Origin of the sequence: Sulfitobacter sp. PM12, assembly GCF_045586035.1 — a bacterium.
Taxonomy (GTDB): Bacteria; Pseudomonadota; Alphaproteobacteria; order Rhodobacterales; family Rhodobacteraceae; genus Sulfitobacter; species Sulfitobacter pontiacus.
Window position 1 is genome coordinate 2,104,908 of the sequence record NZ_CP151529.1, and the last position, 25,485, is coordinate 2,130,392.

26 protein-coding genes and 1 tRNA gene are annotated in these 25,485 nt (G+C 59.8%); 12 read left to right on the forward strand and 15 right to left on the reverse strand.

From position 1 onward, the window contains the following. The first annotated feature begins 15 nt into the window (after positions 1–15). Complete coding sequence (locus tag AADW22_RS10390; RefSeq protein WP_168592038.1) at positions 16–300, forward strand: hypothetical protein; 285 nt, start codon at positions 16–18, stop codon at positions 298–300. Between the two features lie 22 nt (positions 301–322). Here AADW22_RS10390 and AADW22_RS10395 read toward each other — a convergent pair whose 3' ends face one another. Genes AADW22_RS10395 through purC form a run of 5 tightly spaced genes read right to left on the reverse strand, consistent with a single transcriptional unit; the run spans position 323 to position 5,170 of the window. Then, positions 323–1,657, reverse strand: coding sequence for a sigma-54 dependent transcriptional regulator (locus AADW22_RS10395; protein ID WP_009824697.1), 1,335 nt, complete (start codon positions 1,655–1,657; stop codon positions 323–325). A gap of 4 nt (positions 1,658–1,661) precedes the next feature. Beyond that, positions 1,662–3,422: an ATP-binding protein gene (locus AADW22_RS10400; RefSeq protein WP_005853695.1), complete on the reverse strand. Its 1,761-nt coding sequence runs from the start codon at positions 3,420–3,422 to the stop codon at positions 1,662–1,664. Between the two features lie 36 nt (positions 3,423–3,458). Continuing rightward, positions 3,459–4,127, reverse strand: coding sequence for a phosphoribosylformylglycinamidine synthase subunit PurQ (gene purQ, locus AADW22_RS10405; protein ID WP_243250209.1), 669 nt, complete (start codon positions 4,125–4,127; stop codon positions 3,459–3,461). After that, positions 4,127–4,357 carry a phosphoribosylformylglycinamidine synthase subunit PurS gene (gene purS, locus AADW22_RS10410; protein WP_009824700.1) on the reverse strand — a complete coding sequence of 77 codons (231 nt, stop codon included), beginning with the start codon at positions 4,355–4,357 and terminating at the stop codon, positions 4,127–4,129. Before purS ends, purQ begins: the two co-directional genes overlap by 1 nt. 51 nt (positions 4,358–4,408) lie before the next feature. Continuing rightward, entirely contained in the window at positions 4,409–5,170 is a 762-nt protein-coding gene (gene purC / locus AADW22_RS10415) for a phosphoribosylaminoimidazolesuccinocarboxamide synthase (RefSeq protein WP_005853701.1), read from the reverse strand. Between the two features lie 224 nt (positions 5,171–5,394). Here purC and bmt point away from each other — a divergent pair, with 224 nt between their 5' ends. Further along, positions 5,395–6,408 carry a betaine--homocysteine S-methyltransferase gene (gene bmt / locus AADW22_RS10420; protein WP_005853702.1) on the forward strand — a complete coding sequence of 338 codons (1,014 nt, stop codon included), beginning with the start codon at positions 5,395–5,397 and terminating at the stop codon, positions 6,406–6,408. Here the strand turns inward: bmt and AADW22_RS10425 are convergent. Continuing rightward, positions 6,405–7,490: a PA0069 family radical SAM protein gene (locus AADW22_RS10425; RefSeq protein WP_407473667.1), complete on the reverse strand. Its 1,086-nt coding sequence runs from the start codon at positions 7,488–7,490 to the stop codon at positions 6,405–6,407. The two genes, bmt and AADW22_RS10425, sit on opposite strands and share 4 nt — an antisense overlap. 202 nt (positions 7,491–7,692) lie before the next feature. Between AADW22_RS10425 and AADW22_RS10430 the strand changes: the two genes are divergently transcribed. Both AADW22_RS10430 and AADW22_RS10435 read left to right on the forward strand, forming a co-directional pair. Continuing rightward, positions 7,693–8,391, forward strand: a complete 699-nt coding sequence (locus AADW22_RS10430; RefSeq protein WP_306284914.1) for a B12-binding domain-containing protein — start codon at positions 7,693–7,695, stop codon at positions 8,389–8,391. A 65-nt stretch (positions 8,392–8,456) separates the two neighbouring features. Beyond that, positions 8,457–9,095 (forward strand): DUF1638 domain-containing protein, encoded by a 639-nt coding sequence (locus AADW22_RS10435; protein ID WP_243251817.1) that lies wholly within the window; start codon positions 8,457–8,459, stop codon positions 9,093–9,095. 61 nt (positions 9,096–9,156) lie between these two features. On the opposite strand, the gene AADW22_RS10440 is transcribed toward AADW22_RS10435, so the two are convergent. After that, a complete protein-coding gene (locus tag AADW22_RS10440; protein WP_064216568.1) occupies positions 9,157–9,567 on the reverse strand; it encodes a SufE family protein in 411 nt (136 codons plus the stop codon). Positions 9,568–9,687: 120 nt separating this feature from the next. Between AADW22_RS10440 and AADW22_RS10445 the strand changes: the two genes are divergently transcribed. Continuing rightward, positions 9,688–10,209: a hypothetical protein gene (locus AADW22_RS10445; RefSeq protein ID WP_407473668.1), complete on the forward strand. Its 522-nt coding sequence runs from the start codon at positions 9,688–9,690 to the stop codon at positions 10,207–10,209. Positions 10,210–10,246: 37 nt separating this feature from the next. On the opposite strand, the gene rnd is transcribed toward AADW22_RS10445, so the two are convergent. The 3 genes from rnd to purM form a co-directional block, all read right to left on the reverse strand. Beyond that, the gene (gene rnd / locus AADW22_RS10450; RefSeq protein WP_407473669.1) at positions 10,247–11,404 is read right to left on the reverse strand and encodes a ribonuclease D; all 1,158 of its coding nucleotides are present in this window, start codon (positions 11,402–11,404) and stop codon (positions 10,247–10,249) included. Between the two features lie 73 nt (positions 11,405–11,477). Next, a complete protein-coding gene (purN, locus tag AADW22_RS10455) occupies positions 11,478–12,074 on the reverse strand; it encodes a phosphoribosylglycinamide formyltransferase (protein WP_407473670.1) in 597 nt (198 codons plus the stop codon). Further along, complete coding sequence (purM, locus tag AADW22_RS10460; protein ID WP_407473671.1) at positions 12,071–13,117, reverse strand: phosphoribosylformylglycinamidine cyclo-ligase; 1,047 nt, start codon at positions 13,115–13,117, stop codon at positions 12,071–12,073. Before purM ends, purN begins: the two co-directional genes overlap by 4 nt. Before the next feature lie 136 nt (positions 13,118–13,253). Here purM and AADW22_RS10465 point away from each other — a divergent pair. Next, a tRNA-Ile gene (locus tag AADW22_RS10465) sits at positions 13,254–13,330 on the forward strand. Between the two features lie 107 nt (positions 13,331–13,437). Here the strand turns inward: AADW22_RS10465 and AADW22_RS10470 are convergent. From AADW22_RS10470 to AADW22_RS10485, 4 genes are all read right to left on the reverse strand, one after another. Further along, positions 13,438–15,534, reverse strand: a complete 2,097-nt coding sequence (locus tag AADW22_RS10470) for an ATP-binding protein (protein WP_407473672.1) — start codon at positions 15,532–15,534, stop codon at positions 13,438–13,440. Between the two features lie 235 nt (positions 15,535–15,769). Continuing rightward, a complete protein-coding gene (locus AADW22_RS10475; protein ID WP_407473673.1) occupies positions 15,770–17,146 on the reverse strand; it encodes an NAD-dependent succinate-semialdehyde dehydrogenase in 1,377 nt (458 codons plus the stop codon). A gap of 111 nt (positions 17,147–17,257) precedes the next feature. Further along, complete coding sequence (locus AADW22_RS10480) at positions 17,258–17,839, reverse strand: DUF1190 domain-containing protein (protein WP_407473674.1); 582 nt, start codon at positions 17,837–17,839, stop codon at positions 17,258–17,260. A gap of 43 nt (positions 17,840–17,882) precedes the next feature. Then, the gene (locus AADW22_RS10485) at positions 17,883–19,118 is read right to left on the reverse strand and encodes a glutathionylspermidine synthase family protein (RefSeq protein ID WP_407473675.1); all 1,236 of its coding nucleotides are present in this window, start codon (positions 19,116–19,118) and stop codon (positions 17,883–17,885) included. Between the two features lie 230 nt (positions 19,119–19,348). On the opposite strand from AADW22_RS10485, the gene AADW22_RS10490 reads away from it, so the two are divergent. The 6 genes from AADW22_RS10490 (at position 19,349) to queF (ending at position 23,166) form a co-directional block, all read left to right on the forward strand. Further along, complete coding sequence (locus AADW22_RS10490; RefSeq protein ID WP_037944355.1) at positions 19,349–20,023, forward strand: type 1 glutamine amidotransferase domain-containing protein; 675 nt, start codon at positions 19,349–19,351, stop codon at positions 20,021–20,023. A 71-nt stretch (positions 20,024–20,094) separates the two neighbouring features. Next, entirely contained in the window at positions 20,095–20,691 is a 597-nt protein-coding gene (locus AADW22_RS10495; RefSeq protein WP_132996542.1) for an SDR family oxidoreductase, read from the forward strand. A 233-nt stretch (positions 20,692–20,924) separates the two neighbouring features. Then, positions 20,925–21,626, forward strand: a complete 702-nt coding sequence (gene queC, locus AADW22_RS10500; RefSeq protein ID WP_288960204.1) for a 7-cyano-7-deazaguanine synthase QueC — start codon at positions 20,925–20,927, stop codon at positions 21,624–21,626. Then, positions 21,626–21,979 carry a 6-carboxytetrahydropterin synthase QueD gene (gene queD / locus AADW22_RS10505; protein WP_037944358.1) on the forward strand — a complete coding sequence of 118 codons (354 nt, stop codon included), beginning with the start codon at positions 21,626–21,628 and terminating at the stop codon, positions 21,977–21,979. Before queC ends, queD begins: the two co-directional genes overlap by 1 nt. Continuing rightward, positions 21,976–22,686 carry a 7-carboxy-7-deazaguanine synthase QueE gene (gene queE, locus AADW22_RS10510; protein ID WP_407473676.1) on the forward strand — a complete coding sequence of 237 codons (711 nt, stop codon included), beginning with the start codon at positions 21,976–21,978 and terminating at the stop codon, positions 22,684–22,686. The genes queD and queE overlap by 4 nt, the downstream gene beginning before the upstream one ends. A gap of 18 nt (positions 22,687–22,704) precedes the next feature. Continuing rightward, complete coding sequence (gene queF / locus AADW22_RS10515; protein ID WP_407473677.1) at positions 22,705–23,166, forward strand: preQ(1) synthase; 462 nt, start codon at positions 22,705–22,707, stop codon at positions 23,164–23,166. 605 nt (positions 23,167–23,771) lie between these two features. Here queF and AADW22_RS10520 read toward each other — a convergent pair. Further along, positions 23,772–25,397: a long-chain fatty acid--CoA ligase gene (locus tag AADW22_RS10520; protein ID WP_407473678.1), complete on the reverse strand. Its 1,626-nt coding sequence runs from the start codon at positions 25,395–25,397 to the stop codon at positions 23,772–23,774. Positions 25,398–25,485: the final 88 nt, after the last annotated feature.

The following is a 25,485-nucleotide window of genomic DNA, read 5'->3' on the forward strand; positions in this document are numbered from 1 at the left end:
ATAAGGATGATACGAATGCATATTTCCCTGCGCGCAGCCCTGTGCCTGCCGTTTCTGGCGCTTGCCGCCTGCGAAGACATGAGCGCAACCGGCGGCAGCGACCCCGAGGGCCCGTCCAAGCGCAGTTGCATCCGTGCCGTGGAAAAACACACCGGCAAATCGGGCGGTACGCTCAACACGACCATCCCTATCGTCGAGACTGGCCAGTATATTGTCGATATCCCCGGCGGCCCGTCGTGGACCTGCTACACCGATGAAACCGGTGCAGCACGCGAGTTGATCGAGACGCGGCTCGGCTGAGCCTGTCTGCAAAATGCGGCGCTCAGAGGTAATCCGAGCGCTGCAAACCGTATTTCGCCATCTTCTCGTTCAGCGTCCGGCGCGGCAGGCACAACTCCTCCATCACACTGGCGATAGACCCTTTGTGCCGGCGCATGGTATTATCGATCAGCATACGCTCGAAGGCCTCTACATATTCTTTCAACGGCTTGCCGTCGGTGGTCATCACCGGCTGCATCTCTTCGTGGTCCGACATCAGCAGCGATGCGATAGAACCGGACCCGCGACGCGACTGCAACACAGCGCGTTCTGCCACATTGATCAATTGGCGCACGTTCCCGGGCCAAGGCGCTTGCAACAGTTGCGCGGCCTCTTGCGCGGAAACCTGTGGAGTCTCGCAGCCATATTCATCGGCAAATTCTTCGGACAAACGTGTGAACAACGTCAGAATATCCTCGCCCCGTTGGCGCAGCGGCGGCACGGTGATGCGCAGAGCGGCCAGACGATAGAAAAGATCAGAACGCAGCGCATCTTCGGAGGTGCGCCCCGCCTCCTGCAGGTTCGAAATCGCGACGATCCGCGTTTCCGCTGGCGTGCCTTGGTCGTTGATCGCACTCAGAAGACGGGCTTGCAGCGTCTCGCTGAGCGATTCCACACCTTCCAGCACCAAGGTACCGCCGCGGGCCTCCTCGATCGCGGGAAGCTGGGCGTCTTCAGGCATCATCGGCCCAAACAAACGCTTGCTCAATGCGTCTTCCTCTAGCGCACCGCAGCTGACCAGCACGAATTTCTTGCCCGCGCGCGATCCCACGGCATGCAGCGCATGCGCCACCAATGTCTTGCCCGTACCGGTTTCACCATCGATCAGCACGTGACCGTCGGCTTGACCAAGATCCAGAATATCCTCGCGCAGCCGCTCCATCACGGGTGAGCCGCCGATAAGCTTTTTCATCAACTGGCTGCCGTCAGACAGTTCACGACGCAGGGCGCGGTTGTCCATGACCAGACGGCGCGCATTGGTGGCCTTCTTGGCCAGTTCGCTCATCCGGTCAGGGTTAAAGGGCTTTTCAAGGAAGTCGAACGCGCCGACGCGCATCGCCTCGACCGCCATGGGCACATCGCCGTGGCCGGTGATCATGATCACGGGCAGCGCGCTGTCGGTCCCCATCAGCTTTTTCAGGAACTGCATGCCGCCCATGCCGGGCATCTTGATGTCGGAGATCACGATACCGGGGTAATCCGGCCCCAGTGTTTTCAACGCGTCCTCGGCGCTGCCGAACGTCTCTGTGTCATAGCCCGAAAGCGCCAGCCACTGGCTGATCGACTGACGCATGTCTTGTTCATCATCAACGATCGCGATTTTCATTGCCTGAGCCATTGGTTTACTCTGCCGCCTGTGTCTTCTCTGTGCTGTCCATAATGGGCAGCTGCATTTCAAAAACCGCACCGCCATGTTGGCCGTTGCGGGCTGTCAGCCTGCCCCCCAGATCGGATACAATACCCGACGAGATCGCAAGCCCCAGCCCGACACCATCGCCGGGCTGCTTGGTCGTGTAAAACGGCTCGAACAGGCTATCGAGATCTTCGATCCCGGGGCCATTATCGCGCACGGTAAGCGTCGCCGTCTCACCCGCTGATAGTATAATCTCTACCGTCGGGTTTCGTTCCGATTTGGTGGCATCCAATGCGTTGCGCAAGAGATTGACCAATACTTGTTCGATCCGCATGCGGTCCCCCATCACCTGAACAGGCTCTGCGGGCAGGATACGGTTGATCTGCACCTGACGCTGACGTAGCTGCGGCTCCATCATTGACAAGGCAGAGGCAAGCGCCTCCCCCATATCAAAGGGCGAAAACTGCTGCTGGCCCTTGCGTGCATAGCTTTTCAGCTGCCGCGTGATGGCCCCCATGCGTTCGATCAGATCGTCGATGCGCCCGAATGACGCCAGCGCCTCCTCCAGCCGGTTGCGCTGCATCAACAGACGCGCGCCCGCCAGATAGGTTTTCATCGCGGCCAGCGGCTGGTTCAGCTCGTGGCTGACGGCGGCAGACATTTCGCCCAAGGCGGCGAGCTTGCTGGATTGCTCCAACGTCTGCTCGGCCACGGCCAAAGTCTGCTGCACCCGTTTGCGTTCTGCCACCTCGCGCTGAAGGGCGGCGTTCAGCGCGCGCAGCTCGGCGGATTCACGCTGAAACAGCGCCGCGCGCCCCGCCGTCCGACGGCTGAGAGCATAAAACGTCAGCGCCAGCAGGATCGCAAAGCCCATCACCTCAAGCGCAAGCACCCCGTTCACCTTCTCGCGGACCGAGGCATAGGTGGTATAGCTCGTGATCCGCCAGCCCCGAAACGGTATCCGCGACGACAGACGCATCACCGCCTCGCCCTGCAGATAGGCATCCGCAGGCAATGCGGTCCAATCGGCGGTGGCCTTGATCGCGCGCTCGATGGCGCTTTGCGGGGTCTGGTTCGACAGAGCCTCGCTTTCCGTCAGACCGCGCCAGCGCGGTTCGGTGGCCATGATGATGTCACCCGTGCTGTCGGTGACAATCACCGCATCCGAGATACCGGCCCAGGCCCGTTCAAACCGTTGCAGATCCACCTCGGCCGCGATCACCCCAAGGTTGGTGCCGCCTTCCTGAATACGGCGCGAATAGAAGAACCGGTAGCCGCCGGTATCGCGGGGAATAACGCTGAATACGGTCGAATTCGATCGCAGCGCGTCAACAAAATAAGCCTCTTGCCGGTGCGAGGCCCCCAACCGGTTGCGGTCGGTCGCAGCCACCGTGCGCCCATCGATATCATAAAGCATCAAGGACGCCGCGCCGATCTCTTCTACAAAAGAGATCAATCGCTGGGTCGACAGGGAGTAATCAGATCGGGTCAGCGCCTCGATCAAGGCGGGATCGCGCGACAAAAGCTGTGGCACAATCGCGTTCTGGCGCAGCTCGGCCAGTAGGTTGCCGCTGTAGAGCGCAATGCGAAGCTCGGCCCGGTTGCGGGTGCTTTCGGTAAAACGATCCGTCAGCAGCTTGTTGGTGACCGAAATCGTGGCCACGGCAATGACCAAAAGCAAAGCAACCGCCAGCCGGACGCGCCAGCTGACAGATAAAGGGGCTTCACTAGAGGACGCAGACCGAAACATGGCGGCAATCTACGCGTCCTCACCGGTGCACTCAAGTCACGCTGTGACCAGAGCCCCCGCCAATGCGCGGAAGAGCGCCGCCCCGTCCGTGCCCCCATGCCCCGCATCCGCTGCGCGTTCGGGGTGTGGCATCATCCCCAGCACACGACGGTTCGACGAAAGGATGCCCGCGATGTCCGACTGCGACCCGTTGGGGTTATCGCCATAGGTAAAGGCAACACGATCCTCGCCATGCAGTTTGGCAATTGTATCGCCATCGGCAAAATAATTGCCATCGTGGTGTGCGATCGGGATGTCGATCATCGCACCGGCCTCGTAGCCCGATGTGTAATCGCTGTCCGCCGTGGCCACGCGCAGCGGCACGGTGCGACAGATGTATTTCAGCCCAGCATTGCGCAGCAGGGCACCGGGCAGCAGACCGGTTTCGGTCAGCACCTGAAAGCCGTTGCAGATCCCCATGACATAACCGCCACGCTCCGCATGGGCCGCCACTTCGCGACAGATCGGAGAGTTTGCCGCAATGGCACCACAGCGCAGGTAGTCGCCATAGGAAAAGCCGCCGGGCACACCCACAATATCGACGCCCTCGGGCAGGCTCGTGTCCTTGTGCCAGACCATCGACACTTTGGCACCGACCGCCTTGAATGCCACCGCCAGATCGCGGTCACAGTTAGAGCCGGGAAAAACGATGACCGCTGCGTGCATCAGCTCATCTCCACTGTGTAGGATTCGATCACCGTGTTCGCGAGCAGCTTTTCACACATCGCCTCGACGTCGGCCTTGGTTGCGCCGTCGTTCAGGTCCAGCTCGATCACCTTGCCCTGACGCACGCCATTGACGCCTTCAAAGCCCATGGCCCCAAGCGCGTGGCGCACGGCCTCGCCCTGCGGATCCAGAACACCGTTTTTCAACATCACATGCACCCGTGCTTTCATGACGCGTCCCCTATCTTCATTTTGCAAAATAAACTCATCTGCGACGCCAGCCTAGTTGATCAACGTCGGTTTCATCATCGGTGTCGACGTCTTGGGCATGACCCCCAAACGTCGGGCGACTTCGGTATAGGCATCCGTCAGCGACCCCAGATCGCGGCGGAACACATCCTTGTCCAGCTTCTGGCCGGTTTCGATATCCCACAGACGGCAGCTGTCGGGGCTGATCTCGTCGGCGACGATCAGACGCTGGAAATCACCCTCGTAGATCCGGCCCACCTCAAGCTTGAAGTCCACCAGCCGGATACCCACGGCCATCATCACGCCGGACATGAAATCATTGACCCGCAGCGACAGGCTCAGGATGTCTTCCATGTCCTGCTGACCGGCCCAGCCAAAGGCGGCGATATGTTCCTCGGTGACCAGCGGATCGCCAAGGTCGTTGTTCTTGAAGTGATATTCCACAATCGGGCGCGGCAGTTGCATGCCCTCGTCAATGCCAAGCCGCGTGGACAGATCCCCCGCCGCATAGTTGCGCACGACGATCTCGAGCGGGATGATCTCTGCCTGACGGATCAGCTGTTCGCGCATGTTCAGACGTTTGATGAAATGCGTGGGCACGCCGATGTTGTTCAGGCCGGTCATAAAGAATTCAGACAGGCGGTTGTTCAGTACGCCCTTGCCTTCGATCACCGCTTTTTTCTCGGCGTTAAAGGCGGTTGTGTCGTCTTTGAAGTGCTGGACAATGGTCCCCGGTTCCGGTCCTTCATACAGGATCTTCGCCGTACCTTCATAGATTTTCGTGCGACGGGCCATGCACATCCCTTCCAGACAACAGGCCGGTTGGAATACCCATCAGCCATTTCTAGCCTGTCACATAGTCCAAGCGCCCCTGCCACGCAAGCGCGCGCCCTGCCCTCATGGCGGTCATGCACGCAGAAACCATGGCGGCGGCTCATGACGATCATGAGAATAATGAAGTTGCGTCAACAGGGGCGTTGTGGGAAACGGCAAAATCACCCATTTAGCGGAGCGTTTTGATGTCCAACCCCCTCACCGATCTTCTGGCTGAAAAAGGCACGCTGCTGGCCGATGGTGCCACTGGCACGAACCTGTTCAATATGGGCCTGATGTCCGGTGATGCGCCAGAGATGTGGAACACCGAACAGCCGCAAAACATCATCAAGCTGTATCAGGGTGCCGTGCAATCGGGCAGCGATATCTTCCTGACCAACTCTTTCGGCGCGAATGCCTCGCGTCTGAAACTGCATAATGCCGAAAAACGCGCCCATGAGCTCAGCCGCGTGTCCGCCGAGCTCGCGCGCGAGGTCGCGGATAAAGCCGGTCGCAAGGTCATCGTTGCAGGCTCTGTCGGCCCCACGGGCGAGATCATGGAGCCGGTCGGCCCCCTCACCCACGCGCTGGCGGTCGAGATGTTCCACGAAACCGCAGACGGGCTGAAAGCCGGCGGTGCCGATGTGGGCTGGCTGGAGACGATCAGCGCCCCCGAGGAATACCGCGCCGCCGCCGAAGGCTTCAAGCTGGCAGGGCTCGACTGGGTCGGCACGATGAGCTTTGACACCGCAGGCCGCACCATGATGGGCATGACATCCGAGGCGATGGTCGACATGGTGCATGACCTCGATTATGGCCCGCTGGCCTATGGGGCCAACTGCGGCACCGGCGCGTCGGATGTGTTGCGCACGGTGCTGGGGTTCGCCTCCAAAGGCATGCCGACGCCGATTGTATCCAAGGGCAACGCGGGCATCCCGAAATACGTCGAAGGCCACATCCACTATGACGGCACGCCCGAACTGATGGCCGATTACGCCGAAATGGCCCGCAACTGCGGCGCGTCGATCATCGGCGGTTGCTGTGGCACCATGCCGGAACATCTGGTGCATATGCGCGCCGCTCTCGACAGCCGACCCAAGGGCGACGCCCCCACGCTGGAACAGATCGTCGAAGCGCTTGGACCGTTCTCTTCGGCCAGCGATGGCACCGATGGCGAAGGCCCCACCCGCGCACCACGCCGTGGCCGCCGCCGGGGTTAATCCCCGAAAAGGACCAACTGCGCGCTCGCCCGTTTGGGCGGGCGGAACAGATCGCAGCGCATTGGCGGCAGGAGCGTATCCAGCCCCAACCGTTTGACCGCCAAGGTAAACCGCTGCGCAATCATCTCGGCATAGGGGCCTTCACCGCGCATCCGTCTGTGCCAATTTGCGTCATATTCCTTCCCTCCGTGCATCTCGCGCAGCCGCGCCATGATGCGACTCGCGCGGTCAGGGTAATGCGCCGCCAACCATTCCTGCATCAAGGGCGATACCTCGCGCGGCAAGCGCAGCATGATCCAGCTGGCCGCCACGGCCCCCGCATCGCGCCCCGCTTCCAAAATCGCCTCAAGCTCGGGATCGGTCAGCGCCGGCACCATGGGGGACGCCATGACCCGCACCGGAATGCCTGCCTCTGCCAAACGTTCGATCACCTGCAACCGGCGTTTCGGGGCAGGCACCCGCGGCTCCATCAACCGCGAAAGCGTCGCATCCAGCGTCGTCACCGACACGCCCACGCGGCACAGCCCGCGCGCCGCCATATCCGACAGAATATCAATATCCCGCTCGATCAGACTGCCCTTGGTCACAATGGCAACGGGATGGTTCGCGTCTGACAGCACCTCTAGCAGCGCGCGCATAATCCGATGCTCTTTCTCGATCGGCTGATAGGGGTCGGTGTTCGTGCCAATCGCAATGGGGGCGACCTGGTATTTCTTCGCCGCCAATTCTCGTTTCAACACCTCGGGTGCCTCGGGCCGTGCGATCAGCCGCGTCTCGAAATCCAGGCCCGGCGACAACCCCAGATAGGCGTGGCTTGGCCGCGCGAAACAATAGACACAACCGTGTTCGCACCCGCGATACGGGTTGATCGACCGGTCGAACGGCAGGTCTGGCGACTGGTTGTAGCTGATCACGGAGCGCGGAATTTCAACGCTTACCTGGGTGCGCAAGACCGGCAAAGGGTCATCATCGCCCGCCCATCCATCGGCCACAGCGCTGACGGTCAGCGGCTCGAACCGGCCCGGGCGGTTGCTGGATGTGCCCCGTCCGGGCAGTCTGTATTTGCGCTGTACCTGATCCATTCAAATCTTTTGGAACAAATTAGGAACATGGTCAAGTATATTGGCCCAAGCCATTGTTTTACAGCACGATTGAGCGTAATTTCTTAACAACCAAAGCGTCGCACGCGGTGCCGGGTTTGTCGCAAAAAGCACGAAGCTTTCGACGCGTATGTGACAAAAAGGCACAAGCCCGCGCGGGTGAGTTAACCGATGAGGAACGACTATGTCGGATGAAGACGAAATTATCCTTGCCGATCTGGACGACGAAGAACTTGTTCAGCAGATGTTTGATGATCTCTATGACGGTCTGCGCGAAGAGATCGAAGAAGGGGTCAATATCCTGATCGAACGCGATTGGGCACCCTATGACATTTTGACCAAGGCGCTTGTTGGCGGCATGACCATCGTCGGGGCCGACTTCCGCGACGGTATCCTCTTTGTCCCCGAAGTGCTTCTGGCTGCGAACGCGATGAAAGGCGGCATGGCGATCCTAAAGCCGCTGCTGGCCGAAACCGGCGCGCCGCGCGTGGGCAAGATGGTGATCGGTACGGTCAAGGGCGACATCCACGACATCGGCAAGAACCTTGTGTCGATGATGATGGAAGGCGCGGGATTCGAGGTTGTCGATCTTGGCATCAACAATTCGGTCGAAGCCTATCTTGAAGCGATGGAAACCGAAGGGCCGGACATCCTTGGCATGTCCGCGCTGCTGACCACGACAATGCCCTATATGAAAGTCGTGATCGACACGATGGTCGAACAGGGCATCCGTGATGACTATATCGTACTGGTCGGCGGGGCCCCGTTGAACGAAGAATTCGGCAAGGCCATCGGTGCCGACGCCTATTGCCGCGATGCCGCCGTCGCGGTGGAAACCGCCAAGGAATGGGTCGGGCGGAAACACAACACCGCCAAGGCGTAAGCGGTTGATCTAGAACATAAAGGCCCTTCCCTACCGGAGGGGCCTTTTGCTTGACGGAGCGTGAGATGAAGCCGCCCTCGGACCGTGATCTGACAGAAAAAGGCCTGCCGCTCGCCCCGCAGACGGGCCGCATTCTGCTGATCGCCTGCGGGGCGCTGGCGCGGGAAATTCTCGACCTGAAAGAGGCGAACGGCTGGTCGCATCTGGACCTGACCTGCCTGCCCGCCAAGCTGCATCTCTACCCAGAAAAAATCACCGACGAAGTCCGCACAGCCGTTAAGAAACACCGTGACAAATACGAAGATATATTCGTTGTCTACGCCGACTGCGGCACCGGCGGATTGCTAGAGGCGGAGTGTAAGAAACTGGGCGTGCAGATGGTCTCAGGGCCGCATTGCTATAGCTTTTTCGAAGGCAACGACCGCTTTTCCAAGATTTCAGAGGACGAGATTACCACCTTCTATCTCACCGATTTTCTGGTCCGTCAGTTCGACGCTTTCATTATAAAACCCATGGGGCTCGACCGGCACCCCGACCTGCGCGATATGTACTTCGGGAACTACGAAAAGCTTGTGTATCAGGCGCAAACAGATGATCCCGCGCTTACCGACAAGGCGAAAACATGCGCCGATAGGCTCGGCCTTGCCTTTGAACGGCGCTTTACCGGCTACGGCGATCTGGCGCGCACGCTCAAGGCGCTCTGATCTTCATTTTGCCAAATAAACTCAACTGGCACAGCCGTCGCCACACCCCACAGGCGCGCGTTCAACCCTGCTGTGCCGCCTCGCCGCGAATCCGTTCGATCATCGCGGTCAGCCCGTTCGAGCGCTGCGCTGAAAGATGTTCGTTCAACCCAAGGCGCCCCATCTCGGCACGGGCATCGATGGCGCTGACCTCGGCCGCGGGCACGCCGTTATACAGTTTTTGAAGCACGGCAATCAGGCCTGAAACGATCATCGCATCGCTGGCCCCGTCGAAATGGAGCACGCCATCCTCGAACTGGGTATGCAACCAGACCTGACTGGCGCACCCATCTACTTTGGTTGCGGGCACGCGCAGCTCTTCGGTCAGCGGCTCCATCGCCTTGCCCAGATCGATCACATGGCGATAGCGGTCTTCCCAATCGTCCAGAAACTCGAAATCCTCGACCAGTTCTTCAAATGCCTCTGTCGCCACGGTGCGTCCCTCTTTTCGCTTGCCAAACAGGTAGGTTGCACGATGCCAAAGGTCCACCCCCTTCCCAACGGGTCTGGGATGGGTTAGTCAAATATTACCGAAATTTCTACGGCGGACCCCATGCGCAAGACCTTTTCAGCCATCCTGGTATCGACCCTTGTTTTGACAGGCTGCGCGACCGTGCGCGACAGCCGTGTGAACCCGTTCAACTGGTTCGGGACCGCGCGGTCTGAACCGATCACCCGTCAGGAAGCCTCGACCAACCCTTTGATCCCGCAGCGGACCGGATTATTCTCCTCCTCGCGGAATAAAGAGGTGGCATATGCCGGTCGCCCCTTCGACCAGATCATTGATCTGACGATCGAAGAAGTACCGGGCGGTGCCGTCGTGCGCGCCACCGGTCGCGCGGATCGTCAGGGCATTTACGAGGTGCAGCTGACCCCCGCGAACGAAGACGAGCTGCCAGTGGACGGCGTGTTGACCTACCGTCTTGAAGGGGTCGAACCAAGCGAGCCGACCGCCATCGGCACGCCCCCCACCCGCGAGGTTACGGCCGGCCGCAAGCTGACCAACCAGACGCTGGCTGGTGTGACGACCATCCGCGTCGAAGGGCAGCGCAACGCGATGACATCGCGCCGCTAACTCCAACAAAAATAAATAAAAACCAAAGGGTTGAGCGTTAAAGCTCAACCACTTTCAGATCGGACCCGACCGCGGTCAAAGCGATCTCGCCGTTGCACAATCGCAGCGCATCTTCCCCGAATACCTCGCGTCGCCACCCTTTCAGGGCAGCCACATCACGCAGCCCTGCGGCGATCCCGTCAAGGTCCGCAGCGGGGGCGATCAGCTTGGCCGCAACGCCTGCGCTTTCGGACTTGGCCTTTAGCAAGACACGCAGCAGATCGGACAGCGCCGGATTGACCTGAAGCTTGTCGCGGCTGCGATCGGGCTGCGGCATATCGCCGGGCGGGCAATTCAGGCCAGCGGCCACCGCCTTGAGGATACCATCCGCGATCTCGCCCTTGCGGGCCTCGCGCAGAAGCAAACGGGCGCGGCCCAGTTCCTCGTAGTTTTTCGGCTTATTGCTGGCCAGCTCTACCATCGCGTCATCCTTATAGACGCGGCTGCGCGGGATGTTGCGGGTCTGGGCGTACTCCTCGCGGAACGCGGCCAGTTCGCGCACAAGCGCCAGGAACTTTGGCGAATTCGTGCGCGTCTTGACCCGACGCCATGCCTCGCGCGGCGGGGTGACATAGGTGTCAGGGCTGGTCAGGGTCTCAAGCTCTTCCTGAACCCAGCGGGCGCGGCCCGTCTGTTCAAGCTTGCGCGCAAGAAATTCGTAGATCTGGCGCAGGTGCGTGACATCGGCCAGCGCGTATTTCGCCTGCGCGTCGCTGAGCGGCCGGCGCGACCAGTCGGTAAAACGGGACGTCTTATCAAGAGGTTGATGGGCGATCTTGCGCACCAGAGTTTCATATCCCACCTGTTCGCCAAAGCCACAGACCATCGCTGCGACCTGTGTGTCGAACAAGGGTTCGGGAAAGACGCCCGCATCGACATAGAAAATCTCTAGATCCTGCCGCGCGGCGTGGAAGACTTTGACCACCGACGTATCACGGAACAGCGTGTACAGCGGGTCAAGCGACAGCCCCTCGCTCAGCGGGTCCACCAGAACGGCATTGCTATCGTCGGTTCCGGGCATCGCCAACTGGATCAGACAGAGCTTGGAATAATAGGTCCGTTCACGCAGAAACTCGGTATCGACGGTCACGTAATCATGCTTGGCGGCCTCTGTGCAGTAGGCTTCAAGCTCGGCGGTGGTGGTGATTGTTTTCATAGCGCTACTTTGGACAGAGGAAGCCATTCAGGCAATGGAAAAGCGCATGGTTTCAGCGCAATAGGCCGCGCGGTCAGCTTTCCAGCATTAAAAGATCACGGTTGCCGCTGGCAAACCGCCGCAGCACCGCAGGGTAAAGGCGATGTTCCTGCACCAGAACCCGCGCTGCCAGATCCTCTGGCGTGTCGCCGGCCATGACGGGAATTGTCGCCTGCCCCAAAATCGGCCCGTCATCCAGCGCCGCCGTGACCTCGTGCACGGTGCAGCCATGCTGGGTATCGCCAGCCTCAAGCGCGCGGGCATGGGTGTGCAGCCCCTTATAGCGCGGCAGCAAAGACGGGTGGATATTGATCATCCGCCCCGCCCAAGCATCCGTAAAGCCACCGGTCAGTTTGCGCATGAAGCCGGCCAGACAGATGATGTCGGGTGCGTGGGGCATCAGCCGCGCGGTCAATTGGTTTTCAAAGGCAGCGCGATCCCCTGCAAAGGGCTTGTGATCCACGACTTCGGTCGGGATGCCGCGTTCTTTGGCCCAGGCAATCCCGCCCGCGTCCGCCACATTCGACACCACCACACAGGGCCGCGCGGGATGGTCGCCGGTCATGTCTTCGACCAGCGCCCGCATGTTCGACCCGCCACCCGAAAGGAAAATCGCAACCCGTTTGGTCACAGCAGGCTGCCGGTATAGGCAACGCCCGCGGTCTCGGTGACATTACCCATCGGATAGACCGTTTCGCCCGCCTGCCGCAGCAGTTTGCTCAGCGCCTCGGCCTCATCCGCCTTGACCACAAGGATCATACCCACGCCGCAGTTAAAGGTCTTGAGCATCTCGGTTTCCGAGATCGCGCCAACATCGGCCATCCATTTGAACACACCGGGCAGCTCCCAGCTGTCCAGATCAATCTGCGCGCCCAGATCATCGGGCAGAACGCGGGGCAGGTTTTCCGTCAGACCGCCGCCGGTGATATGGGCCAGCGCATTCACGCCCCCTGCCCGCACGGCCTGCAACGCGGGTTTCACATAAAGCCGCGTCGGCGTCAGCAGCACCTCGCCCAATGTTCCGTCTGCCCAGGGGCAGTCCGCATCCCAGCCAAGACCAGAGATCTCGACCAGTTTACGTACCAGAGAATAGCCGTTCGAATGCACCCCGTCCGAGGCAAGCCCCAGCAGCACATCCCCCGCCGCCACATCGCGGGGCAGGTCCGCACCGCGTTCCATCGCGCCCACAGAGAAGCCCGCAAGGTCGAAATCGCCTTCGGAATACATGCCAGGCATCTCTGCCGTCTCGCCCCCGATCAACGCGCAGCCAGAGCCTTCGCAGCCTTTGGCGATGCCTTCGATGATCCGCGCGGCCTGTTCGGTCTCAAGCTTGCCGGTGGCGAAATAATCGAGGAAAAACAGCGGCTCCGCCCCTTGGCAGACCAGATCGTTGACGCACATGGCGACCAGATCGACCCCCACGCCATCGACGTTGCCGGTATCAATCGCGATCCGCAGCTTGGTGCCCACACCGTCCGTCGCAGCGACGAGGATCGGGTCGGTATAGCCCGCCCCCTTGAGGTCGAACAGCGCGCCGAAACCGCCAAGCCCCGACATCACGCCCGGACGCTTGGTCCGTTTGGCCGCCGGTTTGATACGTTCTACCAGCGCGTTGCCTGCATCAATATCCACACCAGCGTCTGCATAGGTGATCGAGTTCTTGGAGTTGGTCATGACGCATCCCGCTGCCTGTTCCCTTTGCGAAAGTGGGTTATAGCAGGTTGCGCAGGCGTGCAATGCACCTAAGCCACATCTGCGCGTTTCTATCCCTTGACGCGCCGCGCCCGCCCGCTTACCAAACCGCGCAGGCGGGCCTGTAGCTCAATTGGTTAGAGCAGAGCGCTCATAACGCTTTGGTTGCGGGTTCAAGTCCTGCCGGGCCTACCAAACTTTCAGTATTCAAACTGAAACCGCCGCATTCCATTTGGAAACACAGGGTTACTCCGGGGTTGCACGCTACGATCCGCGGGACAATCGCGCTGTTTCGCGTGGCCTCAGGCGGCGGCGTTTACCTCGAGGCTTTGCGCGGCGCGGATGGGGAGTGTCAGGATAAAGCAGCTGCCCTGCCCGACGACGCTGGACACGCTGAGGCTGCCGCCCTGCATCTCTGCCAGACTGCGCGAAATCGCGAGCCCCATGCCCGTGCCGCCTGCCCGACGCGTGGCGGTGGAATCGACCTGATAGAAGACCTCGAAGATGCTTTGGAGTTCGGCTTCGGGGATGCCGGCACCGCTGTCATGCACTTCGAAGCTGACGACATCGCCCACGGGTTTCACCACCAGACGGACGAAACCGGTGTCGGTGAATTTGATCGCGTTGCCGATGAGGTTGAACAGGATCTGCCGCGCGCGCACTTTATCGGCAAAGACCATATCCGCCTCTTGTACCACATCAAAGGCCAGCCCCTTCTTGCTTGAAAGTGTGCGAAGCTGTTCGATCACCGGATCGACAATATCCTGCACCGCACAAGGACTGGGTTCGATCACCAGGCTGCCGGATTCGATCTTGGCCACGTCGAGGATCTCGTTGATGAGGTGCAACAGATGCTCGCCGGATTGCACCAACCGGTTCATCAGGCCGGACAGCTGGTCGTACATCTCATCCAGCAGACGCTTTGCCTCTGCGTGGCTGATCTCTCCGTCCTCATAGCCCTTGAGCAGCGCCTTGGACGACGACAGCATACGCGCGTTGCGGGAAAGCTGCGCCACGCCCATGATCACCGTCAGCGGCGTGCGCAGCTCGTGGCTGAGGACGCCCATGAAATCCGTCTTGGCCTTGCTGGCAGCTTCGGCGGCATCCTTGGCGTGGCTCAGCTCGGTCACATCCACGCGCAGGCCGACATAGCTACCGTCTGCCAAAGGCCGGTCAGAGGCTTTGATCACGCGCCCGCCCGACAGATGTTGTTCTGTCTCGGAGGTTCTGTTTTCGCGATGGATGGCCAAGCGACGCTCGATCCACTCTTCCTCGTTATAGCGCCCCATGGGAAACTGCTTGCTTTTAACACCGATACGCAGCAGCTCGGCAAAAGGTGTTCCGGGTTTGAGAACCTCGGGGGGAAGCTCGTACATCTCTTTGTATTTCGAGTTGCTCAGAAGCAAACGATCCTGCGCGTCGAACATGACAAACCCGTCGTTCAGCGCTTCGATCCCGCTGCTTAGCAGAACTTCGGCACGTTTGCGCCGCTCTGACACCTGCAGCACATAAAGCAGCGTGCCCAAAAGCATCAGCCCGGCCGACGCGATCAGCGCGCGTTTTGACCATTGATCGGGCGCGTGTTTGGGCCACCCGCCCTTGGTGCGTGCTTCCAGCATCCATTCCTCGAAGGAGAAATCGAATTCTAACGTAACAGTATCCGCCTCCAGCAGGCCCCGATCGCCGTAGGTGAACATCTGCGGCCCTACCCCCACCTGCGGAGAGGCCGCATGAATGAGGATATCATAGCGTTCTTCGGCCTCACGTATGCCGGAATTGATCAGGAATTGATCATAGTCCAGCACGAGCGATACGATCCCCCACAGCTGGCGTTTGCTGCCGTCAACATCGCCTTCGGTGGCAAAGTCAGGATCGGGCCAATAGACCGGGGCGCGCAGGATCAGCCCCTTACCGCCTTGCACCAGATCGACGGGGCCGGTCATCAGTTCTTTGCCCAGGTTCAGCATCCGTTCAATGCCGGGAAACTGGTCTTCGTTTGTGCGGTAATCTAACCCAAGCGCGCCCATGTTCGGCGCGAGCGGGTGGATCAGGGTCACGACGAGGTCAGGCGCGGCAGCGATATTGATGACCGTGTCGTCGACTTCACGTATATTTTGAACCCGCTGGGTAAACTCTTCCTGTTTGGCAAAGGGGTTCTCGCCGATGAACGTCGCAAGTTCGCGCAGCGCGAGGGACCGTTCGTGAATGATTTCTTCAAACTGTTCGCGCACCTCAAGCAGGTCCAAGTATGTCTGGGCGCGGGCTTCGTATACGAAAGCTTCGGAGAGCAGACGATCCAGACGGCCGGCGGCGTAGGTAATGATGACTGCCGCGACGAGGAATGCGACCAGTGACCATATACCGCCGATGTGGGTGCGCTTTGTTCTACTTAAGGGCAAGCACTGTTCCGCCTGAAGCGCAGCGTAGCTGCGGATTACCTGAAGCATCCAAGTCTAAGAGATCAATCTATGCGGCGGCAGGGCGAGAATTTGCCGACCAAATGTTACCCGTGAGCTGTGGCGCGCGCGCCGCATTCGTTAACTTTGCGTAAACCTTAACCTTCGTGCCCAAATAAGTTGCGCGCGCCGGACATATCTCCGACGCGCGCCCCACGTTTACCGTTGCCTCGCAGGCTTAGGGCAGGAAAATCGCCTTGGCGTTGGCGAATTCCTTCATGCCGAATCCGCCATGCTCACGCCCATAGCCGGAATCTTTCACCCCGCCAAAGGGCATATTCGGATCGGCAGCCCCGAAGGAGTTGATGCGGATCATGCCTGTGTCGAAATGCTCTTTCGCGAGCTTCAAGGCGCGGTCCTCATCCTTCGAGAATATCCCGCCGCCCAGACCGTAGCGGCTGTCATTCGCCAGACGCATGGCATCTTCATCATCCTTCGCACGGATGATCGACGCAACGGGCCCGAAGATTTCATCGTCAAACGCCGGCATACCGGGTTTAAGATCGGACAGAACGGTCGCGGGATAATAGGCCCCCGTACGGTCAGGCACCTCGCCACCGCACAGCACCTTCGCTCCTTTATCAACGCTTTCTTTCACCTGATCGCGCACGGTCTCGAACTGGTCTTGACTGGACAGTGGACCCAGCTGAACGTTTTCGTCGGTCGGATCGCCCATATTGATCTTCTTCATCTCGGCGACGAAGGCATCGACAAAGGCGTCATGGACCTTATCGGCGACAATAAAGCGTTTTGCCGAAACACAGGTTTCCCCGTTGTTATAGAGCCGACCCATAACCGAGAATTTGACCGCTGTTTCGATGTCTGCATCCTCAAGCACCAGATAGGCGTCGTTGGACCCGAGCTCGAGCACGGTCTTTTTCAGCGACTTCGCGGCGACCGACCCGATGTGACGGCCCGCACCATCGCTGCCCGTCATTGTCACGCCACGCACCTTGGGGTGTTCGATGAGCTTGTCGCTGGTGTCGTGGTCGATCAGGATCACTTGGAACAGGTCTTCGGGTAGCCCTGCCTCGATACAAAGTTCGCGCAGCCGCAGGCCCGATCCAGTGCAGATGCTCGCGTGTTTCAGAACACAACCGTTGCCCGTCATCAGGTTCGCCGCAAGCACACGGGTGGGCTGATACAGTGGGAAGTTCCACGGCTGGATCGAATAGATGACGCCGATAGGCTGATAGTTCACGACCCCGCGTTTGCCGTCGGCACCGTGGGTGCGCTCTTCATCCGCAAGCACGTCGGGGCCATTCTTGGCGGTATACTCAAAGATGGCCGCGCAAATCTCTACCTCGGTCTTGCCATCTTTCAGCAGCTTACCTGTCTCGCGCGTCATGAGAGCGGCTAATTCATCCGCGTTCTCGCGCAGCTTGGCGGCGATCTTAGTCAGATAGGGCGCGCGTTCCTTGTGCGACAGTTTGCGCCATTCAAGATGCGCGTCGTGACAGGCTTCGACCCGCTGTATCGCCTCTGCCTCGCTCATCAGATCGTAGGACTGGATCTCTTCTTCGGTGGCGGGATTGATTGTCGTGATCTTGGACATGTCTGCTCCTTCTTCGCTTATTCGCGTCGAAGGGCAAACACATGGCCGTCGTATCAAGTTCCTGCGGTTGCGGCTGCTGCGGTCACGTCTGCGTGTGCGGCCCCCGCGCCCTTAGCCGCCGAAGCCCGTGCGCCCGCTGCCCACCTTCCCGAAACCGCCGCGGGATTTCGCCGTCGCACGGGTCATCGGGGTTTTGCCCACGGTCGTCGCGGGGCGGGTGAATTGCGAGGTGCTGAGCTTGGCGGCCCCCTTGTTGCTGGAATAGGTGCTGGTGCGCGCCGCATTGGTGAACTTGCCATCCGCCGTCTTATACATCGGCTGGCTTGCGGCCATCCCCGACCGCCCGCCCAGCATGTTCCCGATCAGATAGCCCGCGAGCAACGGCATAAAGATACCGCCCGATCCGCCCTGTGTTTGCTGCGCCTCTGACCCGCAGGCCCCTTCGCCGTGTTGTTCTTCGCAGACATCCAGACTGTTGTAACGCGGCGCGGATTCCACATGCAGCGTCTCTGCCTCGGCAAAGGCGGTTTCACAATCGACGGCGGTGAATGTGCCCCCGAAAGACGCCTCGTTCTTGCAGCTTTGCACATCGGGAAAGGCAGCGGCATCAATCTTTTCGTCGCGGCAACCGGCCAGTGTAAAGGCGGTGGCCCCGATGATCGCGATGGCGACGCGTTTTGACCGTTTTGTCATGATGATCTGCTTTCTGCTGTGGTTCGGCGATTGGGCGACGATGCTAACCGGAATATGGCGCAATGTAATGGGGTTTGAAACGTGACAAATCCTGCGTGATCCTTGACCGGTCCTCGCGCAGGCCGATGCCCGCACAGGTCTGCCCAATGATCCACGCGCCGACCACGGGGCGCATCCCGTCGAACTGCGGCAAGGGCGCATACGCCTGAAGGATACGGTCGTGTTCAGCATACTCCGTGTTGCTGGCACTTTCGATGATCTGGCCGGATTTCACGATCTCGACCGAGGCCCCTTCGCGCGACAGGATCGGTTTGCGCACATGGGCCCGTGCAAGCCCTGCCCGCGCACGGTCAAAGGCATCCGCCGCACGCCCCGTGACAGAGCCGCGCCCCGCTATCGCCTCGCCCACATCCTGTTCAAAGAACGCAGGGAGCAGGTTCGGGTGATCCTCGAACATCTCCCACAGCACGGGCAGCAGGCCCTTGTTGGAAAGCAGCGCTTTCCATGCGGGTTCAAGGAACAGACAGCCAGAGCCTTCGATGTGGTCCGCGTAATCGTCGCGCAGCAGGTCTTCCCACGGGTAGAGTTTGAACAAGACGGCGATGCGGCGGTCCTCATCATCCAGAAACTGCCCGTCATCGCTCAGCGCGATTTTATCAAGGTCGCAATAATGCGCGCCCAACCCCGCCTCGCGCGCGGCCCAGCCCATGGCCTCTACCGTACCGTAATCTTCGGGATTGCCCGCCACGGCGGTGAAATGCAGATCGCTATCGGGTTCAAACACGTCGGCGAAACGGGCGACAAGCGCCTCGTGGATGCCGTTGAACTGATCCGCCCCCTCGGGCAGGTTGCCTGCCTCTAGCTGATCTTCCAACCACTGCCACTGGAAGGACGCCGATTCATAAAGCGAGGTCGGCGTATCGGCATTATACTCCAGCAGTTTGGCAGGCCCCTGCCCGTCATATGCCAGATCGAAGCGGCCATAGATCTCGGGGTCGCCTTGCTTCCAGCTGTTCGCAATGAGGTCACGGTGCGCTTCGGGAATGGCAAGCTTGTCTAACAGCTCTTCGCTGGCAAGGATGTGATCCACCGCCTCGCGGCACATACCATGCAGCGCGGTCGCGGGGTCTTCGATGTCATTTTCGATCTGGTCAAGCGAGAACGCATAGACAGAGGTTTCGTCCCAATAGGGTTCGCCGTGCATGTCCGCGAAGGAAAAACCGACCTCTTTGGCGTGGTCGCGCCAGTGGGGCCGTTCGGCTAGTTCTACTCTATGCATCCGGCCGGACCTTTCCCGCGAAAAACTACCGCGGGTTTAATCGCTTTGCCGCCATGGTGCCAGAGCATATCCGCCATTTCAGAACCCGCACCCGCATCATTCACAAAAACGTCAGACATATCGCGGAACAACGGGCGCGCCCATTCGTTGAACGGTCTACGCGGTCGTTATTGCGGCGTCTCGGATGACGCCCTGACCGGTATAAGAAATGAATTGAAAGGCCCAAAAACATGAAAATTCTCATGGTACTCACCTCCCACGACAAGCTGGGCGACACTGGTAACAAAACCGGTTTCTGGCTCGAAGAGTTCGCGGCCCCCTATTACGTGTTCAAGGACGCTGGTGCAGAGATCACTTTGGCATCGCCCAAAGGCGGACAGCCGCCGCTTGATCCGTCCAGCGATGCAGATGATGCGCAGACCGACGCGACCAAACGGTTCAAGGGCGACGACGCCGCACAGAAAGAGCTGGCCAATACCGAGGTGCTGTCGAGCGTTTCGGCTGATGGTTTCGACGCGATCTTCTACCCCGGCGGCCACGGCCCGCTGTGGGATCTGGCTGAAGACAAGGCCAGCATCAACCTGATCGAAAGCTTTGCCGCCAGCGACCGCCCCGTCGGGGCCGTCTGCCATGCGCCAGCGGTGTTCAAGCACACCAAAGGCACCGACGACAAACCGCTGGTATCGGGCAAAACCGTCACCGGTTTCACCAATACCGAGGAAGAGGCCGTGGGCCTGACCGATGTGGTCCCCTTTCTGGTCGAAGACATGCTCAAAACCAATGGTGGGACCTATAAGAAGGGTGACGACTGGGCATCCTTCGTGGTGACCGATGGCAAGCTTGTCACCGGCCAGAACCCCGCGTCTTCGGAAGAAGCCGCCCATAAGCTATTGTCGCTGCTGTAAAGTGCCGCCCGCTGCGCGAAGGCCGCGCGGCGGGCAGTTTTTCCGCGACACGTATAACAAGGATTACAACCATGAATATTCTCGTCGCCGGCGCGACCGGCAAAACCGGTATCCGCGTCACTGAACAACTCCGCGAACAGGGTCACACGCCGATCGCCCTTGTCCGCGATTCCTCTGACACCAGTGCGCTGGCCTCTGACGTGGTGCTGCGCAAGGGGGACCTGACCAATCTGACCGCTGACGCCTGCGAAGGCTGCGATGCGGTGATCTTTGCCGCGGGCTCCGGCGGGTCCACAGGGCCAGAGATGACCGACAAGGTCGACCGCGATGGTGCCAAAGATCTGGTTGATATCGCCGCCAAGGCCGGCATCTCGCGCTTTGTGATGCTCAGCAGTGTCGGCGCAGACAACCCCGACCCAGACAGCGAGCTTGCGCATTATCTGCAAGCCAAACACGACGCCGACGTGCATCTGCAAAACTCCGGCCTCGAATACGCCATCCTGCGCCCCGTCGCACTGACGGATGATGCGGGCAATCGGAATATGATCTTTGGCGACAGCGTTGACGTCAAAGCCAAGGCCGCCCGTGGCGATGTTGCCGCCGCTTTGGTCGATGCCGTCACCGACCCCGAATGGAAGAACCAGGCTTTGCTGATGCAATCGGCATGATCACGGGTTTGCGCCTGATCTGACTGCGCGCGGGCACCTCCCACCCGTTCGCGAGAGGAATGCGCCGTACCGCCAGACCCCACCGGTCTGGCGGTTTTTCTATGAGTGACGCTGCCAATGCGACATTTCGCGCCAAATCCGCCCCATTGCCCCCCTTGGCATCCCTGATCGTCTCGTCTATCAGGCGCCTTCCCGGTCGCAGCCTACCCGGGTATCAAAACAAGGGTTAAGAAATGAAAACGATTGTCATCTGCTCCGGCGGATTGGATTCTGTGTCGCTCGCTCACATGGTGGCGGCAAATCGCAAGCTGACGGGGCTGGTGTCGTTCGACTACGGTCAGCGTCACCGCAAGGAACTAGACTACGCCGCGCTCTGCGCCAAACGTCTGGATGTTCCCCATGACATCATCGATATGCGCGGGATCGGTGCGGCGCTGACAGGATCCGCGCTGACCGATGATGTGGATGTACCCGACGGGCATTACGCCGAAGAAACGATGCGGGTCACCGTTGTCCCCAACCGGAATGCGATCATGCTGACGGTCGCCTATGGCATTGCCGCCGCACGGGGGGATCAGGCGGTCGCAACCGCGGTGCATGGGGGCGATCACTTTATCTACCCCGACTGCCGCCCCGATTTCACCCAAGCGTTTGAGTTCATGCAATATATGGCGCTGGACGGCTACGCCGATGTGTCGCTTTACACGCCTTTCGTGCACCGCTCAAAAGCGGATATCGTGACCGAAGGCCAGCGCCATAACACCCCCTTCGCCGAAACGTGGTCTTGCTACAAAGGCGGCGCGCATCACTGCGGGCGCTGTGGTACCTGCGTGGAACGGCGCGAGGCTTTCGATCTGGCGGGGGTTGCCGACCCGACCCATTATGACGATCCCGATTTCTGGGCCGAAGCGGTCAAGCGGAAGATCCTCGCCTAATGTATACCATTACGAAAGAGTTCCATTTCTCCGCCTCACATCAGCTGTCGCATCTGCCCGATGGCCACCAATGCGCCCGTCTGCACGGGCATAACTATGTCGTGGTGGTGGAGCTTCGGGCCAAAGAGCTGAACGCCGACGGTTTCGTTCGCGACTACGGAGAGCTGAAGCCGCTCAAGACCTATATAGACGAGACCTTCGATCACCGTCACCTCAACGACGTGCTGGATTTTGCTTCCACCGGCGAAAACATGGCGCGTCATCTCTATGAATGGTGCGCGCAGCACTGGCCCGAAACCACCGCCGTCAAGGTCAGCGAGACGCCCAAAACCTGGGCAGAGTACCGGCCATGAGCCAGCTACGCATCGCCGAGGTATTCGGCCCCACGATACAGGGCGAAGGCGCGCGGATCGGTGAACCCACCGTCTTTGTGCGCACGGGCGGCTGTGACTATCGCTGCGCGTGGTGTGACAGCATGCACGCGGTTGACCCCGCATTCCGCCATGACTGGGCCAACATGTCGACCGACGCGGTCTGGCAAGAGGTGCAGCGTCTGTCGGACAACACACCGCTGACCGTATCCTTGTCAGGCGGCAACCCCGCCATTCAGGACTTCGCGCCCTTGATCCAATTGGGTCATGCTGCCGGCTACCGTTTTGCCTGCGAGACGCAAGGCTCCATCGCGAAACCGTGGTTCGGTCAGCTGGATTGTCTTGTGCTGAGCCCGAAACCACCATCCAGCGGCGAGACGGTGGATTGGGCCGCTTTCGACCGTTGCGTTGCGGCTGGCGAAACGGCGGCCCAGACGGTGATGAAGATCGTGATATTCGACGACGCGGATTACGATTGGGCCCGCGTCGCCGCCACCCGCTACCCCCAACTGCCGCTTTATCTGCAACCGGGCAACGACGAGGTCGACCCGAGCGTCGCTGTCGATCCGCAGGTGCTGGCGGATAAGCTATTGTGGCTGGTGGATAAAACCATGGCAGATCGCTGGTTCACGCCGCGCCTGCTGCCACAACTTCACGTATTGCTATGGGGCAACAAACGCGGGGTCTGACCCGCCACCGGAGGATTTATGGAAACGATTTACAGCGATTTGCAGCAGCTTGGCGGCAAGACAGAGCTTCCCGCCTCGCCCGAAAAAGCGATGCTTGAGAAAGTCGCGAACCCTCAGGCCGATGTCGATTATTGCGTGCGCTTCACCGCGCCCGAGTTCACCTCGCTTTGCCCGATGACCGGCCAGCCCGACTTTGCCCATCTGGTGATTGACTATGTACCGGATCAGTATCTGGTCGAGTCCAAATCGCTCAAGCTTTACCTGGGGGCATTTCGCAACCACGGCGCCTTTCACGAGGATTGCACCGTCTCGATCGGGCGCCGTCTGGTAGAGCTGCTGTCGCCCCGCTGGCTGCGCATCGGCGGTTACTGGTATCCGCGCGGGGGCATCCCCATCGACGTGTTCTGGCAAACGGGCGAGACCCCCAAAAGCGTCTGGATTCCCGATCAAGGCGTGCCGCCCTATCGCGGGCGCGGGTGAAGCGAGAGAATCCCCAACACTACCCAAGGTAGATCACAGCCGCGCAACGAGTGCCTCGCTGCGCGGCTTTTTTGTGCTCGGATTTCTCGGCATATTCTTATGCCAAACCTGCCGATTACCTTTAGATATGAGCGCAAAGCCCGGCGATCAGTTAGCCCCGTCTCGCAAGACCAAGAACAACTAAAACTTGTTACCGCACGTAAGCTGTTAGCCTTAAAGGTCATTTATCGCTAGACATTGCACTTTTAAATTGCGTTAATATTTCGATAGCGAGTGATTTCAGTACGAGTATCGATTTTTACACTTCGCCAAGTTTTTTGGCAGACATTTCAGGTGACACATGTTTTCGAAGCTCGTCCGGGCGCTTTCGCGCGTGCCGTGCAAATTTGGTATTCATCGCTGGCGTGACAGTACAACCATGCCGCAAAAAGTCTGTACGAGGTGCCACTGTCGGCGACAGACCTACGTTTAAGGTTACTGCCTCCGCTTCATAATGCGCCCTTCTGAAGACCACATATAACGCTCCTGCCCCGCATATATTCTATACTGTGGGACAGAAGAAAGCTCAGTCACCGGGACAGTGGCCTGCCCCGGTGAAGCATTCATCAGCCGTTGATCAGCACTTCGCCGAAATTTTCGCGCAGATCACGTTTCAACACCTTGCCGGTCGCGTTGCGCGGCAATGCGTCGGTAAAGACGACGCGATCAGGGATCTGCCATTTGGCGATCTTATCTTCGAAGATCGACAGAATCTCTGCCTCGCTCGGGTCCTGGCCTTCGGCTTTCACTGCAATCAGGATCGGACGTTCGTCCCATTTCTCGTGACGGGCACCGATGACGGCCGCATCCGCGATTTGCGGGTGACCGATCGCGATGTTTTCAAGCTCGACCGAGCTGATCCATTCGCCGCCCGACTTGATGATATCTTTTGACCGATCGCGGATCGTGACATAGCCGTCGGGGTCCATTGTCGCCACATCGCCCGTGTCGAACCAACCGTCCTTGTTCAGCGTCTCGCTGCGGGTCTTGCGGAAATAGCTGTCGAGAATCCAGTAGCCTTTGGTGACCAGATCGCCCTGCGTCACGCCGTCATGCGCCACGGGATTGCCGTCGTCATCAAGGATTTCAAGATCCACACCAAAGACCGGACGACCCTGGTTTTCGCGCAGCTTGTTTTGCGCGTCGGCAGGAAGCTTGGTGTGTTTGGCCAGCAGCTGGTTGATGCTGCCGACGGGCGACATCTCTGTCATGCCCCAGGCGTGGATCGTCTCTACCCCGTATTTCTCGCGGAAGGCGGTCATCATCGACGGTGGGCAAGCAGAGCCGCCAACGACCGTACGCTGCAGGCTTTCCAGCTTGCTGCCGATCTTATCCGCCTCGTTCAGCAGCCCCAGCCAGATGGTTGGAACGCCAAGGGCCAGCGACACATGGTTGGTGTCGATCAGTTTCACCAGCGACGGGCCATCCAGACCGGGACCGGGCATTACCATCGCCGCGCCAACCATAGCGCAGGCATAGGGCGCGCCCCAGGCGTTGACGTGGAACATCGGGACGACGGGCAGCACCACATCCTTGGCCGTGATCGCAATGCTGTCGGCCAGGTTGATCCCAAAGCTGTGCAACACGGTCGAACGGTGCGAAAAAAGAACGCCCTTGGGGTTACCCGTGGTGCCCGAGGTGTAGCACAGGCTGGAGGCGGTGTTCTCGTCCAGCTCCGGCCAGATGAACTCGGGGGCGCCGCTGGCGATCAGGTCGTCATAGAACTTGATCCCGGGCAGTTGCGCGGCGGCTTCTTCATCGGTGCCTTCCATCAGAACGACATGCTCAAGATGTTCAAGCTTGTCCTGAATGCCCGCAATCAGCGGCACAAACGTCTTGTCGATGAACAGCACCTTATCTTCGGCGTGGTTCAGGATATAGACAAGCTGTTCGGGGAAAAGACGCGGGTTGATGGTGTGGCAGACGAAACCGCCGCCCGATGCACCAAAGTAGATTTCGAGGTGACGGCGGTTGTTCCAGGCGATGGTGCCGCAGCGCGACTGCGGGTCCAGCCCCAGATTTGTCAGCGCAGAGGCCAGCGCACGGGCGTTGCGCGCGACTTGCCCCCAAGAGGTCTGCTCCAACCCGCCGGTGGTCTTGACAGAGACAATCTCTGTCTCGCCGTGAAAGCGTTGTGCGTGTTCGATCAAGCTCGAAATCAGCAGCGGTTTATTCATCATTTGGCCAAGCATGGCGCATCCTCCCAATTAGTCGTTGGGTGCAAAATGGACAAATCACCCCAGTCTTGCAAGCGCCCTCATTGCTGCTTACGCAGGGTTC

Bases quoted from the DNA above. Each gene is read 5' to 3' on its own strand.
- queC (WP_288960204.1), top strand. From the start codon at position 20,925: ATGAAAACGATTGTCATCTGCTCCGGCGGATTGGATTCTGTGTCGCTC.
- purM (WP_407473671.1), bottom strand. From the start codon at position 13,117: ATGACCAACTCCAAGAACTCGATCACCTATGCAGACGCTGGTGTGGAT.
- purC (WP_005853701.1), bottom strand. From the start codon at position 5,170: ATGGCCCGTCGCACGAAAATCTATGAAGGTACGGCGAAGATCCTGTAT.
- AADW22_RS10430 (WP_306284914.1), top strand. From the start codon at position 7,693: ATGTCGGATGAAGACGAAATTATCCTTGCCGATCTGGACGACGAAGAA.
- AADW22_RS10435 (WP_243251817.1), top strand. From the start codon at position 8,457: ATGAAGCCGCCCTCGGACCGTGATCTGACAGAAAAAGGCCTGCCGCTC.
- AADW22_RS10390 (WP_168592038.1), top strand. From the start codon at position 16: ATGCATATTTCCCTGCGCGCAGCCCTGTGCCTGCCGTTTCTGGCGCTT.
- AADW22_RS10490 (WP_037944355.1), top strand. From the start codon at position 19,349: ATGAAAATTCTCATGGTACTCACCTCCCACGACAAGCTGGGCGACACT.
- purS (WP_009824700.1), bottom strand. From the start codon at position 4,357: ATGAAAGCACGGGTGCATGTGATGTTGAAAAACGGTGTTCTGGATCCG.
- AADW22_RS10425 (WP_407473667.1), bottom strand. From the start codon at position 7,490: ATGGATCAGGTACAGCGCAAATACAGACTGCCCGGACGGGGCACATCC.
- AADW22_RS10480 (WP_407473674.1), bottom strand. From the start codon at position 17,839: ATGACAAAACGGTCAAAACGCGTCGCCATCGCGATCATCGGGGCCACC.
- AADW22_RS10485 (WP_407473675.1), bottom strand. From the start codon at position 19,118: ATGCATAGAGTAGAACTAGCCGAACGGCCCCACTGGCGCGACCACGCC.
- bmt (WP_005853702.1), top strand. From the start codon at position 5,395: ATGTCCAACCCCCTCACCGATCTTCTGGCTGAAAAAGGCACGCTGCTG.
- AADW22_RS10520 (WP_407473678.1), bottom strand. From the start codon at position 25,397: ATGCTTGGCCAAATGATGAATAAACCGCTGCTGATTTCGAGCTTGATC.
- purQ (WP_243250209.1), bottom strand. From the start codon at position 4,127: ATGCACGCAGCGGTCATCGTTTTTCCCGGCTCTAACTGTGACCGCGAT.
- queD (WP_037944358.1), top strand. From the start codon at position 21,626: ATGTATACCATTACGAAAGAGTTCCATTTCTCCGCCTCACATCAGCTG.
- AADW22_RS10400 (WP_005853695.1), bottom strand. From the start codon at position 3,422: ATGTTTCGGTCTGCGTCCTCTAGTGAAGCCCCTTTATCTGTCAGCTGG.
- AADW22_RS10445 (WP_407473668.1), top strand. From the start codon at position 9,688: ATGCGCAAGACCTTTTCAGCCATCCTGGTATCGACCCTTGTTTTGACA.
- rnd (WP_407473669.1), bottom strand. From the start codon at position 11,404: ATGAAAACAATCACCACCACCGCCGAGCTTGAAGCCTACTGCACAGAG.
- AADW22_RS10475 (WP_407473673.1), bottom strand. From the start codon at position 17,146: ATGTCCAAGATCACGACAATCAATCCCGCCACCGAAGAAGAGATCCAG.
- AADW22_RS10395 (WP_009824697.1), bottom strand. From the start codon at position 1,657: ATGGCTCAGGCAATGAAAATCGCGATCGTTGATGATGAACAAGACATG.
- queE (WP_407473676.1), top strand. From the start codon at position 21,976: ATGAGCCAGCTACGCATCGCCGAGGTATTCGGCCCCACGATACAGGGC.
- queF (WP_407473677.1), top strand. From the start codon at position 22,705: ATGGAAACGATTTACAGCGATTTGCAGCAGCTTGGCGGCAAGACAGAG.
- AADW22_RS10495 (WP_132996542.1), top strand. From the start codon at position 20,095: ATGAATATTCTCGTCGCCGGCGCGACCGGCAAAACCGGTATCCGCGTC.